Annotated in this window: 16 protein-coding genes; 1 reads left to right on the top strand and 15 read right to left on the bottom strand. The window is 65.7% G+C overall.

The genetic code is table 11. The features are described from left to right. Positions 1-146: 146 nt before the first annotated feature. The 3 genes from dprA to HYG77_RS29090 are packed head-to-tail and all read right to left on the bottom strand — an operon-like array spanning position 147 to position 3,186. The gene (gene dprA, locus HYG77_RS29100) at positions 147-1,325 is read right to left on the bottom strand and encodes a DNA-processing protein DprA (RefSeq protein WP_109330931.1); all 1,179 of its coding nucleotides are present in this window, start codon (positions 1,323-1,325) and stop codon (positions 147-149) included. Next, entirely contained in the window at positions 1,322-2,830 is a 1,509-nt protein-coding gene (locus HYG77_RS29095) for a YifB family Mg chelatase-like AAA ATPase (RefSeq protein ID WP_208961340.1), read from the bottom strand. Before HYG77_RS29095 ends, dprA begins: the two co-directional genes overlap by 4 nt. After that, positions 2,830-3,186: a YraN family protein gene (locus tag HYG77_RS29090; RefSeq protein WP_109330951.1), complete on the bottom strand. Its 357-nt coding sequence runs from the start codon at positions 3,184-3,186 to the stop codon at positions 2,830-2,832. Before HYG77_RS29090 ends, HYG77_RS29095 begins: the two co-directional genes overlap by 1 nt. 299 nt (positions 3,187-3,485) lie before the next feature. Between HYG77_RS29090 and HYG77_RS29085 the strand changes: the two genes are divergently transcribed. Continuing rightward, a complete protein-coding gene (locus HYG77_RS29085) occupies positions 3,486-3,860 on the top strand; it encodes a hypothetical protein (protein WP_109330953.1) in 375 nt (124 codons plus the stop codon). On the opposite strand, the gene HYG77_RS29080 is transcribed toward HYG77_RS29085, so the two are convergent. From HYG77_RS29080 to HYG77_RS29025, 12 genes are all read right to left on the bottom strand, one after another. Beyond that, a complete protein-coding gene (locus HYG77_RS29080) occupies positions 3,857-4,906 on the bottom strand; it encodes a patatin-like phospholipase family protein (RefSeq protein ID WP_109330955.1) in 1,050 nt (349 codons plus the stop codon). The genes HYG77_RS29085 and HYG77_RS29080 overlap by 4 nt on opposite strands. A gap of 25 nt (positions 4,907-4,931) precedes the next feature. Further along, positions 4,932-5,249 carry a DUF2469 domain-containing protein gene (locus HYG77_RS29075; protein ID WP_005240496.1) on the bottom strand — a complete coding sequence of 106 codons (318 nt, stop codon included), beginning with the start codon at positions 5,247-5,249 and terminating at the stop codon, positions 4,932-4,934. A gap of 59 nt (positions 5,250-5,308) precedes the next feature. Next, the gene (locus tag HYG77_RS29070) at positions 5,309-5,989 is read right to left on the bottom strand and encodes a ribonuclease HII (protein WP_208961339.1); all 681 of its coding nucleotides are present in this window, start codon (positions 5,987-5,989) and stop codon (positions 5,309-5,311) included. Next, entirely contained in the window at positions 5,986-6,765 is a 780-nt protein-coding gene (gene lepB, locus HYG77_RS29065; RefSeq protein WP_109330959.1) for a signal peptidase I, read from the bottom strand. The genes HYG77_RS29070 and lepB overlap by 4 nt, the downstream gene beginning before the upstream one ends. Positions 6,766-6,846: 81 nt before the next feature. Then, positions 6,847-7,188 (bottom strand): 50S ribosomal protein L19, encoded by a 342-nt coding sequence (gene rplS, locus HYG77_RS29060; RefSeq protein ID WP_072687550.1) that lies wholly within the window; start codon positions 7,186-7,188, stop codon positions 6,847-6,849. A gap of 94 nt (positions 7,189-7,282) precedes the next feature. Beyond that, positions 7,283-8,188, bottom strand: coding sequence for a hypothetical protein (locus tag HYG77_RS29055; RefSeq protein WP_208963558.1), 906 nt, complete (start codon positions 8,186-8,188; stop codon positions 7,283-7,285). 121 nt (positions 8,189-8,309) lie between these two features. After that, the gene (locus tag HYG77_RS29050) at positions 8,310-10,625 is read right to left on the bottom strand and encodes a Tex family protein (RefSeq protein ID WP_208961338.1); all 2,316 of its coding nucleotides are present in this window, start codon (positions 10,623-10,625) and stop codon (positions 8,310-8,312) included. 149 nt (positions 10,626-10,774) lie between these two features. Continuing rightward, positions 10,775-11,467, bottom strand: a complete 693-nt coding sequence (gene trmD / locus HYG77_RS29045) for a tRNA (guanosine(37)-N1)-methyltransferase TrmD (RefSeq protein ID WP_208963557.1) — start codon at positions 11,465-11,467, stop codon at positions 10,775-10,777. Between the two features lie 10 nt (positions 11,468-11,477). Next, complete coding sequence (gene rimM, locus HYG77_RS29040; protein WP_208963556.1) at positions 11,478-12,023, bottom strand: ribosome maturation factor RimM; 546 nt, start codon at positions 12,021-12,023, stop codon at positions 11,478-11,480. Positions 12,024-12,036: 13 nt separating this feature from the next. Beyond that, entirely contained in the window at positions 12,037-12,279 is a 243-nt protein-coding gene (locus HYG77_RS29035; RefSeq protein ID WP_005240479.1) for an RNA-binding protein, read from the bottom strand. Beyond that, complete coding sequence (gene rpsP / locus HYG77_RS29030) at positions 12,276-12,737, bottom strand: 30S ribosomal protein S16 (RefSeq protein ID WP_159926140.1); 462 nt, start codon at positions 12,735-12,737, stop codon at positions 12,276-12,278. Before rpsP ends, HYG77_RS29035 begins: the two co-directional genes overlap by 4 nt. 179 nt (positions 12,738-12,916) lie before the next feature. Next, a complete protein-coding gene (locus HYG77_RS29025; RefSeq protein ID WP_208961337.1) occupies positions 12,917-14,002 on the bottom strand; it encodes an amidohydrolase family protein in 1,086 nt (361 codons plus the stop codon). Positions 14,003-14,005 lie beyond the last annotated feature (3 nt).

Raw genomic sequence — 14,005 nt, 5'->3', positions numbered from 1 at the left:
CATGTCTCACTCCTTACGTGATCCCGAACCTTTTCCCGGTTCGTCTGCGATTGGGAGGTGCGCACTACGAAAGTTGTACCTCAGCTCGTAGCCGATCGGGTGCTTCGACTCGCACTTCACGCCGTCGAACGAAGCGCCGACCATCTTCATCGCTGCCGCGACCACCCCGTGTCGCCGGAGTCCACGAAACCTTCCATTTCGAGCATCGGCAGCACCGCCCGCACCTTGTGAACCGCGATACCCGAGGCCTCCGACAGCTCTCGCACTCCGCTGGCACCGAGCGCCGGCAACGCCTCATACACCAGTAACGCATCCCCCGACAGTCCGTCGAGAGCACGCACGGCATCGAGATCGCGTTCGACATCACCATCGACTCCCGCACGCAACCCGATCGGACCCGCCTCGTCGACCACATCCACCGCATTCGCCACCAGACGCGCCTCCCCCTCCCGGATCATGCGATTGCACCCTGTCGAGGACACCGACGTCACCGGCCCCGGCACCGCCATCACCGGGCGCCCGAGCTTGCGCGCCCAACTCGCCGTGTTCCGGGCACCACTGCGCCACCCTGCCTCCACCACGACGACACCGTCGGACAAGCTCGCCACAAGCCGGTTCCTGGCAAGGAACCGGTACTTCGCCGGTGTCGTCCCCGGCGGATACTCACTGATCACCGCGCCGTTCTGCGCGATCTGGCGCAACAAGCGGGCATGACCGGCCGGATACGCCCTGTCCACTCCGCATGCCAGCACCGCCACGGTCAGACCACCGACACCCAATGCCGCCCGATGCGCGGCGCCATCGATCCCGAACGCCGCCCCCGACACAATGGTCCAACCGTCGACGGCGAGGTCACCCGCCAGCTCTGCAGTGACGTGTTCGCCGTAGCCACTCGCCGCGCGGGTGCCCACAACAGAGATCGCGCGTTCAGTCAGCTCGGTCAGCGAACGTGAACCCAGCACCCACAGCGCAAACGGCGCGCCGTCCTCCCGCGACGCCGACAGAGTGTCGAACCCGAGTAGCCGCCACTGTGGCCACTCGTCGTCGTCGGGAGTGATGAGCCGACCACTCATCCCGGTCACCAGATCGAGGTCATGGGCGGCAGTATCTACGTGCGCCCGCGCAACAGTCTTCTCCCCCAGCAACTCCGACAGATCCCGTTCACGCACCGCGCGCGCAGCCTCCTCCGGCCCCACCTCGTCGACAAGTCGCGACAGCGCCGGGCACGGACCTTGCACCACCTTCGACAGATAGGCCCAGGCCAACCGACGCGGATCGTGTGCACCCGGCCGATTATCGGTACCGCCGCGGATCTCCACAGTCATTGAAAACTCCGATCACGAAATCCCAAGGCGGTCACCACTTGCTCCGGTCCGGGCATCGCGAGACCGGCCAGATCGCCTACCGTCCATGCCACCCGCAGTGCCCGATCGGCGCCACGCGCGGTGATCATTCCCTTCTGCAGCGCACGCTCCACCGGTGCGAGTGCGGGCCGGGACAAGCGGAACTTCTGGCGCAGAGCCGGCCCCGGCACCTCCGCGTTGGTACGCCAACCGTGGTCGTACCAGCGCTCCCCAGCCGCGGCGCGGGCAGCGGCCACCCGCCGGCGGACGTTCTCGGTGCTCTCACCGATCTCATCGATGAACGCGCCGGTCGCCACCGCCTGCATCCGCACACGCAGGTCCACACGATCGAGGAGCGGCCCCGACAGTTTCCCCAGATACCGCCTCCTCGCCGTCGGAGCGCAGATGCAGTCGGCCTCACGGGCCGGGGCACACGGACACGGGTTCGCGGCGAGGATCAACTGGAAACGAGCGGGGTAGCGCGCCACACCGTCCCGGCGGGCGATCCGCACCTCGCCGTCCTCCAGGGGCGTGCGAAGGGCCTCGAGTACCTTGGTGCCGATTTCGGCGAATTCGTCGAGAAACAGCACGCCCCGGTGTGCACGACTCACGGCGCCCGGCCTCGCGACGCCACTGCCCCCGCCGACGAGAGCGCTGACCGTAGCCGTGTGGTGTGGCGCGATGAAGGGTGGGACGTCGATCAGCGGCCTATCCGGTGGCAGCAGGCCCGCCACCGAGTGAATCGCGGTCACCTCGAGCGACTCGCCTTCGGTCAGCGGTGGCAGTATGCCCGGAAGCCGCTGTGCGAGCATCGTTTTGCCGACACCGGGTGGACCGGTGAGCATGAGGTGGTGCGCACCCGCCGCAGCAACTTCGATGGCCCAGCGCGCCTCCGCTTGACCGACAACCTCGCTGAGGTCACCGCGCACAGGCTGAATCAGACGCTCCGTCGGTTCGGGATACTCGAGTTCGTACTCGCCGCGCATCCATGCAACAGCGGACCGCAGATCACGCGCGCCCAGGACCTCGATCCCGCTGACGAGTCCGGCCTCGGGCAAGGTCTGCACGGGTACCACGACCGTCGACCATCCCGCGTTCTTGGCCGCGAGAACCGCAGGGAGCACACCGCGCACCGCACGAAGCCGGCCGTCGAGCGCGAGTTCGCCGAGCAACACCGTCTCACGGAGCCGATCACGCTTGACCTGCTTTGCCGCATCGAGCACCGCCGCCACCAGTGCGAGGTCGTATACGGACCCGACTTTCGGCAAGGTCGCCGGCGACAAGGCCAGGATGACCTTCGAATCCGGCCACTGCTCGCCCGAATTGGTCACGGCGGCGCGAATTCGGTCGCGCGCCTCCTGTAGCGCCGTGTCCGGCAATCCCACGAGGTGCACGGCCGGAAGACCGCGCCCGATGTCCGCCTCGATTTCCACCAGCTGACCGTCCACCCCCGTCACCGCTACCGAATGCGCGCGCCCCAGCGCCATCAAAACGCGTCCCGGACATGCTCGATCTGTGGTTCCCCGGCACGGTTCACCATGATCGCAACGACATCGAAACGCACCCGGGACCAGTGCCGGCCCGAGTCGCGCAGCCATTCCACCGCCAGCAATCGGATCCTTCGCTGCTTGGAGAACGTCACCGCCTCGGCCGGGCTACCGAAACCGAGACCGCGGCGTGTCTTCACCTCGACGAATACGAGCCAGTCAGCCTCTGCTGCAATGAGATCGACCTCCCCGTACCGCGACCGCCAGTTGCGGTCGACGATCTCCATACCCGCATCGGTGAGATACCGGGCCGCCAGATCTTCCCCATGTGCGCCGAGCGCAAGATTGTGCGCCATCGCAGCCTCCGTCGACTCCCCCGGCGGTCCACCGATGCGGACCGCGCCCCTCCATCACTGTGCCGCAGGGCGAATCGTGCGAGACCCTGCGAGCTGGTCGAAAAAATTGACCTGTGGAGCAACCACAGGTTGTGGACAACTAGGCGATCTACGCCTCGGATCAGCACTCGAACCGCTGGTCAATCGTGTCAAGCTCGGAAAACACGCCCACGATTCGAACTTCGCTGGCGGCCGACCGCACCGGGCGGAATGCTGGACGAAAGAACGTGCACCGGACAACGAGAAGGAGAGTCGGCGCCATGGTGGTCGGATTCGACTATTGGCAGGTCATCAGCCACTATCCCGAGTATTTTCGCGAGCTCGCCGACATGCATCGGTCGGCCGGCCACGACGTGGTCATCATCTCCGCCGTCGGGGATCGCACCGCAGGCACCGTCGAACGTGACGTCCGGACACTGGGATTCAGTACCGCCATACCGGTGTACGAGGTCAGGTTCGACCATCCGCGCCAAGCACCCGAACTGAAACTCGACAAGTGCCGGGAGCTACGGGTGAGCGTCTTCTACGACGATCGCGACGACGTGTGCCGGCTGATGAACGCCCACGGTATCCTTGCTCTGCGTGTGACTCGCCGAGACGGCTCGACGTACGACCTCGGTTCGGAGCGGGGCTAGGTCCCCGACATGCCGGTGTCCGATCCAGTGAAGCCGGCAGAGTCCTTGACCGTGGCAGTCAGTCCGGCGTCAGCAAGAGCACTTTCGGTGCGGGCGCGACCCAGTTCGATCATCTCCGCCGCGCGATGGAAGTCAAGACTGCGACATGCGGTGCGCGGAATGCGGACGAGGACGTCCGGTGGGTACGCAGCGAGCTGGTATCGAGCCAGTGTTGCCTGCATCATGTCCAGCGAGCGGTTCATCACTGCGAATCGGCTGAACTTGGGAACAGCCATCGCCCCGTCCGCATTCACGCTGTCCCCGCCCGGCACCTCGACCGTGTCGTCCAGCGAATCGAGCTCCGCATGGGCAGTACCGAATCGGCCGACGACCGATCGCACGATATCCAGTTCACGGAGCTGGGCAGTACTGCGGCGGAACCTCGCGAGCCACTCGTCGACAGGTCGCGAGTCCGCGCTCGCGTTCTCGGGAGCCTGAGACCGGTTTTCCCTGTCGTCGGCACCCAGACTGACCGCGATTCTGAGCGCCGGCCCCGCAGCCACGAGGGGGGCCAACGGCAACGGATCGAGCACCCCGCCGTCGGCAAGTACGCGACCATTGAGCACGGAGGGCGTGATAACTCCGGGGATGGCGATCGATGCTCGGATCGCGGCGTCGACAGGCCCCCGCTGGAACCAGACCGATCGTCCCGCTGCCAGATCGGTCGCGACCGCGGTATACGGAATAGGAAGGTCCTCGATCCGGACCTCGCCCAGTACCTCACGAACTCTGTGGAGAATTCTCTCCGCGTGAATGGCACCGGGAGCCGAGACCGACAGATCCAGCAGGCGCATCACATCGAGCTGAGTCAGGCTCAACGCCCAGCGCGTGAAGTCGTCGAGCTTTCCGGCCGCGTAGACACCCCCGACAAGAGCGCCCATGGACGACCCTGCAATCCCGACGATCTCGAAACCGTGCTCCTCGAGCACCTGAATCGCTCCGATGTGCGCATAACCGCGCGCTCCCCCGCTGCCCAGAGCGAGCGCAACGCGCCTCTGTTCGGCCATCGGCTGATCGTACGTGGACGAAACCTCAGGACAACCCGTTGTCGGGCAGCCGCAGGTCGGGTTTGTCCAGTTCCTCGATGTTCACATCCTTGAAGGTGATGACCCGGACATACTTCACGAACCGCGCGGGCCGATACATGTCCCAGACCCACGCGTCGGACATGCGCAGCTCGAAGTAGATTTCACCGTCCGCGTTGTGCGGCAGCAACTCCACCGAGTTGGCCAGATAGAACCGGCGCTCGGTCTCCACGACATAAGAAAACTGACCGACGATGTCCCGGTACTCGCGGTAGAGCGACAGCTCCATCTCGGTTTCGTACTTCTCGAGATCCTCGGCACTCATCGGTCTCGGAGTCCTCCTGCTCTGGTGTGAATAGTCATCATCTCGCACTTTCCGAACGGTTATCCACTCGGTGCCGCGGTGCCCTGCACTCGGTTCCGTACCGCGGCGACGTTCGCCCACGACCGGCGGTGCTCGCGACAGGGGCCCAACGCCTCGAGCGCGCTCGTGTGTGCGGATGTGCAATAGCCTTTGTGGATCGCGAACCCGTAACCCGGATACTCGTCGTCCATCTCCACCATGACGCGGTCGCGGGTGACCTTCGCCAGGATGCTCGCGGCCGCGATGCATGCCGCCGCGCCGTCACCACCGATGACCGGCAAGGAGGGAGCGGGGATGCCCGGCACGCGGAAACCGTCGGTGAGGACGTAACCCGGCGTGGTGGACAACCCGGCAACCGCCCGACGCATGCCCTCGATGTTGGCCACGTGTACTCCGATGCGGTCGACCTCCTCGGCCGTAATCGACACGACACTCCATGCCAGGGCAAGCCGGGTGATAGCTGGGTAGAGCTCCTCACGCGTCCGCTCGGTGAGCTTCTTGGAGTCGTCGAGCCGAGCCAGGGCGGGATAGGGCTTGGGGGCCAGGACGCAGGCCGCTACGACGAGTGGACCCGCACATGCCCCCCGGCCGGCCTCGTCCACGCCCGCCACCGGCCCCAGCCCGCTACGAATGAGGGCCGATTCCATCGTCCGCAGACCAGCCGACCTGCGGATGACGATACGTGGCGGCCAGGAAGTCACTTGCCCTGAATATCGGGGGAGCTGATGGTGCCCATCCGCGACGGTGGCAATGCGATGACGACCGCCTTGCCGATGACGTTGTCGAGCGGAATGGTGCCCTGCATGTCGTCGCCGACGTGATACCGCGAGTCCGCCGAATTGCTGCGGTTGTCACCCATCACCCACACGTGCCCCTCCGGGACGGTAACGGGACCGAAGCAGCGCGCCGATTTCAGAGCGGTGTCGCAGGCCTGCGAACCGGGCACGAACGGGAAATCCGTCACGACGTACGGCTCGTCGAGGGGTTTGCCGTCGACGAGGATGCGTCCCTGTTCGTCGCAGCATTCGACGGTTTGGCCGCCGGTGGCAATTACTCGCTTGACCAGGTCGTTCTCGTCCGGCGGCACGAGGCCGACCAATGAACCGAGTTCCTGGGCGCCGCGAACCACCACATTCGAGGAACGAATGGAGACGAAATCCTGCGACCAGGAGTCGGGACCACGAAAAACGATGACGTCACCCGGCTGAGGTTCGCCGAAGTGGTAACCGACCTTTTCGACGACGATGCGGTCGCCGGTGCACCCGGCACATCCGTGAAGGGTGGGTTCCATCGACTCCGACGGGATGAGATAGACGCGGGCGATGAAGGTCTGCAGAAGAAAACTCAGCACGAGCGCGACCAGAATGAGGATCGGCAACTCGCGCAGGAAAGAGCGGGGCTTCTTCTCCGGCTTGGTCGCACCTGCAGGGGCGGATGCGACCGCGGGATCGCCGGTGGTATCGGATTCCGACGACAATGCCCGCTCCTTCGAAGAATCTGTCACGAAATCAGATTAGCCCGGCACTGCGCGAACGCAGTGCCGGGCTTCTGGGAAAGCTCAGCGCTTTTCCTTGATCTTGGCAGCCTTGCCACGGAGATCGCGGAGGTAGTACAGCTTGGCGCGACGGACGTCACCGCGGGTGACGACCTCGATCTGGGCCAGGTTGGGGCTGTGCACGGGGAAGGTGCGCTCGACGCCGACGCCGAAGGACACCTTGCGGACGGTGAAGGTCTCGCGGACGCCGCCGCCCTGGCGGCGAATGACGACACCCTTGAAGACCTGCACACGCTCCTTGGAGCCTTCGATGACCTTGACGTGCACGTTCAGGGTGTCACCGGGACGGAAGTCGGGGATGTCGTCGCGGAGGGACTTCTTGTCCAGGAAATCGAGCGTGTTCATCGGTGTTCCATCCTTGCGTATTCGCAGGAGCAGAGGAACCGAGCGGCACCCGGACGTTCGTGAAACGCCGTTGCTCGTCTGGTTCGTGCCCAGTTCACGTAATGCTGCCTGGTCCAGGCAACCCGTCCATTGTGCCAGACGCGACCGCGCGGGACGAAATCGGCGGGGGCGCCGGATGCACCACCTCGTCGAGTTCCGCCTCCGCGGCCACCTTGGCGTGCTCGGCAGCCTCCTTCACGTGCTCGGCGCTCGGAGTCCCCGCGATGAAGTCCTGCACGAAGATCTTGGCTCGGATCACCGGCCGGCGCAATCTCCGCTCGCGCTCGAGCGCGCGAAGCATCCGCTTGGGCTTGCTGGTGTATCGCCAGCGGGCCCACGGCGCGCTCGGCCTGCTCAACCGGATGGCACCGACCAGCAGGATCGGAAAAATGAACAGACCCAGCAGCCCAGTCCAAATCTTCCCTTTGAGCAGCACCACGCCGGCGATGAGCAGATTGACCACGGAGAGCACGCCGATCGCCACCCGAACCCACGGATCGGGTGAGTCGCGGAAGCTGGTGACGTCCATCAACTCGAGCGGTCTGAGTCCGAGCAGCAGCAGGCCTGTGACGGCGATCGCCACGAAGACGGCGTCCACCGACGCCCTCCCCTCGTCGGCCCAGTACACGTCCTGCAGATAGAAGATCAGTGCGAACTCGTCGAGCACCAGGGCGGCGCCGATTCCGAAGAAGGTGGCGAGCACCGCGCCGGTGGTCTGTGTCCCGTCCACGTAGACGGCGATGAGCGCGACACCCGAGATCAGCATGGTGACTACACCGAAGACGACGTGGTGCACATGGTGCCCGCCGGGCTTGACATTCCCCGGCCACCACGACACCTCCGCGCGGATCATCCGGACGCTCAGTCGAATGAACAGGAAGGCCCCGAGAAACCCCAGCAGGAAGAAGAGCAGGGGCAGGCGCCCGTGCCCGACGATCTCCCGATCCAGCCATTCGTACATGGACATCCACTATCCCAGCAAAAAACTGGTCACTCCATCGAAAAGCGAATGCTCGTGCCCGACCCGATGCTGATTAGACACGGTGCCGATTAGACACGGTGCTGATTAGACACGGTGCTGATTACTTGCCGAAGCCTGCCTTCCGCAAAGCATCCGCCATCGAGCCACCGGCGGGGGCCGGGCGCGCATCCCGACCGCCGCGTTCGCGGCCACCTTGCTGGGGCTTACCGCCCCCGCGGCGATCCTGCCGTTGTCCCCCGCCGCGTGGGCCCTCGCTCTTGCGCGCCGCCGCGCCCACCTCGTCATCGAGCCGCAGGGTCAGCCCGATCCGCTGGCGCGCCTCGTCCACCTCGAGCACCTTCACTTTCACCACGTCGCCCGACTTCACGACGTCGCGCGGGTCCTTCACGAAGTTGTGAGACATGGCGGAGACATGGACGAGACCGTCCTGGTGCACGCCGATGTCGACGAAGGCGCCGAACGCTGCCACGTTGGTGACCACGCCTTCGAGTGTCATCCCGGGCTTCAGGTGCGCCACTTTTTCGATGCCCGCGGCGAACGTCGCCGTCTTGAACTCCGGCCTCGGGTCGCGCCCGGGCTTCTCCAGCTCACTGATGATGTCGGTGACCGTGGGCAGTCCGAAGCGGTCGTCGACGAAGTCTGCGGGATTGAGGCGGCGGAGAACCGCCGTGTTGCCGATGACGTCGCGCACACCGCTGCCGCTGGCGCCGACGATCTTGCGCACCACCGGGTACGCCTCCGGGTGCACGCTGGATGCATCGAGCGGATCGTCGCCGTTGGGAATGCGGAGGAAGCCGGCGCACTGTTCGAACGCCTTGGGCCCGAGTCGAGCTACATCCTTGAGTCCCTTGCGGCTCCGGAACGGGCCATTCTGGTCCCGGTGCGCGACGATGCTCTCTGCCAGGGAGCCTGCGATACCGGACACGCGGGACAACAACGGCACGGACGCCGTGTTCACATCGACACCGACCGCGTTCACCGCGTCCTCGACCACAGCGCCGAGGGACCGGGCGAGCAGCGTCTCCGAAATGTCGTGCTGGTACTGCCCCACACCGATCGACTTGGGGTCGATCTTCACCAGCTCCGCGAGGGGGTCCTGCAGTCGACGGGCGATCGACACGGCGCCGCGGATGGAGACGTCGAGGTCAGGTAGTTCCTGCGACGCGTATGCGGATGCCGAGTACACCGACGCGCCGGCCTCGGACACCACGATCTTGGTGAGGTTGGTAGCACCGGACTTCGCGATCAGTTCGGTGGCGAGCGCATCGGTCTCACGCGAGGCGGTGCCGTTTCCGATAGCGATCAACTCCACACCGTGGCGAGCCACCAGGTCGGCGAGGGTGGCGAGCGCGGCGTCCCACTTGTTGTGGGGCTGGTGCGGGTAGATGGTGTCGTGCGCAACTACCTTGCCGGTCGCGTCGACGACGGCCACCTTCGTTCCGGTGCGGAAACCCGGGTCGAGACCCATCGTGGCGCGGGTGCCTGCCGGCGCCGCGAGCAACAGGTCGCGGAGATTGTTGGCAAAGACGTCGACAGCGTCCTTCTCTGCCGACTGACGCAACCTCATCCGGACGTCGATGCCCAGCGTGATGAGCAGCTTCGTCTTCCACGCCCACCGCACCGTGTCGAGCAACCACTTGTCGGCCGGCCGGCCACGGTCGGCGATCCCGAACCGGCTCGCGATTCGGCCCTCGTAGACGGTCGGTTCACCGGGAACCGGCTCGTCCCTGTCCGGTGCCAGCGTGAGCGTCAGTACCTCTTCCTTCTCACCACGCAGCACGGCAAGGATTCGGTGCGAGGGGAGGGTGGTGAACGGCTCGGAGAACTCGAAGTAGTCGGCGAACTTCGCGCCTTCTGTCTCTTTGCCCTTGCGGACGACGGAAACCAGCTTCCCGCGCGTCCACATCAGCTCGCGCAGATCGCCCACCAGGTCGGCGTCCTCGGCGAAACGCTCGACGAGAATCGCTCGCGCACCCTCGAGTTGCTCGGCCGTATAGGACGCGGGGTCGGTAGCGGGGTCCGTGATCAGCGCATCGGCGACAGGCTCGTGACCCGCCTCGCGGGCGATCTGCGCCTTGGTGCGCCGCTTCGGCTTGAAGGGCAGATAGATGTCTTCGAGCCGGGCCTTGGTCTCGGCCGTCATGATCTGTCCGCGCAACTGGTCGTCGAGCTTGCCCTGCGATTCGATCGATTCGAGTACCGCGACACGCCGTTCGTCGAGCTCACGCAGGTAGCGGAGCCGCTCTTCGAGCTGGCGAAGCTGAGCGTCGTCGAGGGTTCCGGTGACTTCCTTGCGGTAACGGGCAATGAAGGGAACGGTGGCCCCGCCGTCGAGGAGGTCCACAGCGGCCGCGACCTGTCCCTCCCGGACGTCGAGCTCCTCGGCAATGCGTTGGTTCACGGTCTTCAGAGTCACAAAAATGGACCCTACCGCTACCGGGGGACACCCTCGTCGGCGGAGAGGCGGTCGGGAGTGCGAAAGCGGCGTTTCGTGCCGGCCGTCGCCTCCGGGGAGCAGATCCGGTGCGCGGGGCATCGACGACCGGGTACAGCCGCTGGGCTGACTCAGGGCAACAGGTCCGGCCGGCGCTCCGCGGTGCGCTCCAACGATTGCTCGTGGCGCCACTGGGCGATCTTGGCGTGGTCACCCGACAAGAGCACCGGTGGGACGTCGAGTCCTCGCCACGTGGCAGGCCGGGTGTAGCTCGGGCCTTCGAGGAGCCCGTCGCTGAACGAATCTTCCTGGTGTGACAGCTGATTGCCCAGGACACCGGGAATCAGCCGGACGAAGGCCTCGACCATGACGAGCACTGCCGCCTCACCCCCGATGAGGACGTAGTCGCCGATGCTGACTTCTTCGACCCGCACGCGCCGGGCAGCGTCGTCGATGACTCGTTGGTCGATGCCCTCGTATCGCCCACAAGCGAAAACGATGTGGTGCTCCCCTGCCCAGCGTTCCGCCGTCGCCTGGGTGAAGGGGACGCCCGCCGGTGTGGGGACCACCAGAAGTGTGTCGCCATCGTCCCCGCCCCTGGCGAGGACGTCATCCAGGGCCGGTCCCCACACACTGGGTTTCATGACCATTCCGGGGCCACCGCCATAGGGCGAGTCGTCGACAGCTTTGTGGACGTCGTGCGTCCAGTTCCTCAGATCGTGCACGTCTACCGAGAGGAGTCCCTTGTCGATCGCCTTGCCGAGCAGGGCAGCGCGAAGGGGCTCGAGATACTCCGGGAAGATGGTGACCACGTCGAGACGCATGTTTACCGGCTCATTCACCGACAGGAGATTCACCGAAGTCAGGGTCGAGCAACCCTTCCGGTGGGTCGATCTCGACGACACCGTCCGCAACGGACACCGAGGTCACGATCGCGGCGACGAACGGAACGAGTAATTCCGGCGCCCCCTCACGACGGACGGACAGGAGTTCGCCTGCCGCCGAATGCAGTACCTCGACGACGGTACCCACCGGAGTGCCGTCCGCCAGCCGAACGGCAAGGCCCTCGAGTTCGTGATCGTAAAACTCGTCCGGGTCCTCGGACGGTTCGAGTTCCGCGCTGTCGATGACGAAGAGCGTGCCGCGCAACGCATCGGCGGCAGCACGATCTGCTACACCCTCGAGGCGCAGCAGAAGCCGCCCGGAATGCTCCCGGGCGGCTTCTACCGTGTACGTGGTGAGCTTCTGCTCGCGCGGCTTCCGTCCCCGCAGCACGGCACCGAGAGCGAAACGCTGTTCGGGTTCGTCGGTGCGAACCTCGACGACGACTTCCCCTTTGATGCCGTGTGACTTGGCGACACGGCCGACGACGAGCTCCACTGCTGTGCGGCCGCTACTGATCGGTGTCGACGACGTCGACACGGATCCCGCGGCCACCGATACCGGAGACCAACGTGCGCAGCGCTGTCGCTGTGCGACCGCCACGTCCGATGACCTTGCCGAGGTCGTCAGGATTGACGTGAACCTCGACAGTGCGCCCCCGACGCCCGGTGATCAGCTCGACACGAACGTCGTCGGGATTGGCGACGATGCCACGAACGAGGTGCTCCACGGCATCGGCGACGACGGCACTCACTTGTCAGCAGCCTCGGAGTTCTCGGCCTCTGCACCCGACGCGTCGGCAGCAGCCTCGGCGTCGTCGGCCTTGGCCTTCTTCTTCTTCGGGGTGATGGCCTCGGACACCGGCTCGTTCTCGGCCTGCGCCAGCGCAGCCTGGAACAGCTCCAGCTTGGACGGCTTGGCTTCCTTGACGCGGAGAGTGCCCTCGGTACCCGGCAGGCCCTTGAACTTCTGCCAGTCGCCCGTGATCTTCAGGAGTGCCTCGACGGGCTCGGTGGGCTGCGCGCCCACGCCCAGCCAGTACTGCGCCCGCTCGGAATCGATGTCGATCAGCGAGGGCTCTTCCTTGGGGTGGTACTTGCCGATGGTCTCGATCGCGCGGCCGTTGCGACGGGTGCGGGCGTCGGCAACGACGATGCGGTACTGCGGGTTCCGGATCTTGCCGAGCCGGGTGAGCTTGATCTTGACAGCCACTGCTGTACTTCTCCTTCGGTGCGCACACCAAGTGCACACATTGTCACGTGCAATTCAGCGACGCACAGGAATAGTGCGTCCGGTTTTGCCTCTCACCTGTGACCGCCGCGCGGTACGGAACCGGATGCGACGAACAGCGGATCATTCTGCCAGACGAGCACCGTCAGGGTAAAACCAGGTCATCGCGTCTTGACGACATTTCCGCGCAACACCACGATGGCGGGTGCGGCGAGGGCATCGCTTCCGGTACGTGGGTCGTCCCGGTAGACGAGCAGATCCGCGGGTGCGCCCGGTTCCAGCCCGGGATGCCGCAGCCAGGTCCGGGCGTTCCAGCACGCAGCGCCGAGCGCGTCGGTCGGCGACAGCCCGACGGCTTTGAGCTCCTCGACCTCGTCGGCGATCCGGCCGTGCACGATGGATCCGCCGGCATCGGTGCCCGCGTAAATCGGAATTCCGGCCTCGTGGGCCGCGCCGATCGTGTCTTTCACCCCCGAGTGCAGGTCCCGCATATGAGCCGCGTACACCGGGTACCGCGTCGCAGAGTCGGCGATCTCGGGGAAGGTGGCGATGTTGATGAGCGTCGGGACGAGGGCAGTACCGTGCGCCACCATGAGCTCGATCGTCTCGTCGGTGAGCCCCGTACCGTGCTCGATGCAGTCGATACCGGCGTTGATCAGACCGGGAAGCGCGTCCTCGGCGAAGACGTGGGCCGTGACCCGTGCGCCTTCTCGGTGGGCGGCGGCGATGGCTTCCACCAGAATGTCGTCGCTCCACAAGGGTGCGAGGTCACCGATCGACCTGTCGATCCAGTCACCGACCAGCTTGACCCAGCCGTCACCGGCGCGCGCCTGCCGCGCAACCTCGGCCGGCAACTGCTCCTCGTCCTCGAGGTCTACCGGCAGCCCCGGTATGTATCGCTTGGGTGCGGCAATGTGCTGACCTGCCCTGACGATCCGCGGCAGGTCGACCCGCTCGTCGAGGAATCGGGTGTCCACGGGAGACCCGGCGTCGCGGATCAGGAGGACACCGGCATCGCGCTCGGTCTCCGCCTGCGCGATCAGCCCCTCGATGCTCTCACCACCGCCGCCGCCGAACTTGATCCCGACGTGGCAGTGCGCATCGACCAGTCCGGGAACGATCCACCCCGAATCACAGATGGTCTCGGCACCGGCGATCGGCTCGGTGGAAACGACCCCTTGATCCACCCAGTATTCGACGGGCTGTTCGCCGGGCAGGCCGATACCCCGCAAGTGCAGTGCGCTCATCGC

Source organism: Rhodococcus sp. ZPP (genome assembly GCF_017656075.1).
Lineage (GTDB): Bacteria > Actinomycetota > Actinomycetes > Mycobacteriales > Mycobacteriaceae > Rhodococcus_F > Rhodococcus_F oxybenzonivorans.
This window is presented reverse-complemented; position numbering and strand designations above follow the sequence as displayed.

Excerpts from the sequence above, each read along its gene's own strand:
- dprA (WP_109330931.1), bottom strand. The coding sequence starts at position 1,325 with ATGACTGTGGAGATCCGCGGCGGTACCGATAATCGGCCGGGTGCACAC.
- HYG77_RS29095 (WP_208961340.1), bottom strand. The coding sequence starts at position 2,830 with ATGGCGCTGGGGCGCGCGCATTCGGTAGCGGTGACGGGGGTGGACGGT.
- HYG77_RS29090 (WP_109330951.1), bottom strand. The coding sequence starts at position 3,186 with ATGGCGCACAATCTTGCGCTCGGCGCACATGGGGAAGATCTGGCGGCC.
- HYG77_RS29085 (WP_109330953.1), top strand. The coding sequence starts at position 3,486 with ATGGTGGTCGGATTCGACTATTGGCAGGTCATCAGCCACTATCCCGAG.
- HYG77_RS29080 (WP_109330955.1), bottom strand. The coding sequence starts at position 4,906 with ATGGCCGAACAGAGGCGCGTTGCGCTCGCTCTGGGCAGCGGGGGAGCG.
- HYG77_RS29075 (WP_005240496.1), bottom strand. The coding sequence starts at position 5,249 with ATGAGTGCCGAGGATCTCGAGAAGTACGAAACCGAGATGGAGCTGTCG.
- rplS (WP_072687550.1), bottom strand. The coding sequence starts at position 7,188 with ATGAACACGCTCGATTTCCTGGACAAGAAGTCCCTCCGCGACGACATC.
- HYG77_RS29055 (WP_208963558.1), bottom strand. The coding sequence starts at position 8,188 with ATGTACGAATGGCTGGATCGGGAGATCGTCGGGCACGGGCGCCTGCCC.
- trmD (WP_208963557.1), bottom strand. The coding sequence starts at position 11,467 with ATGCGTCTCGACGTGGTCACCATCTTCCCGGAGTATCTCGAGCCCCTT.
- HYG77_RS29025 (WP_208961337.1), bottom strand. The coding sequence starts at position 14,002 with ATGAGCGCACTGCACTTGCGGGGTATCGGCCTGCCCGGCGAACAGCCC.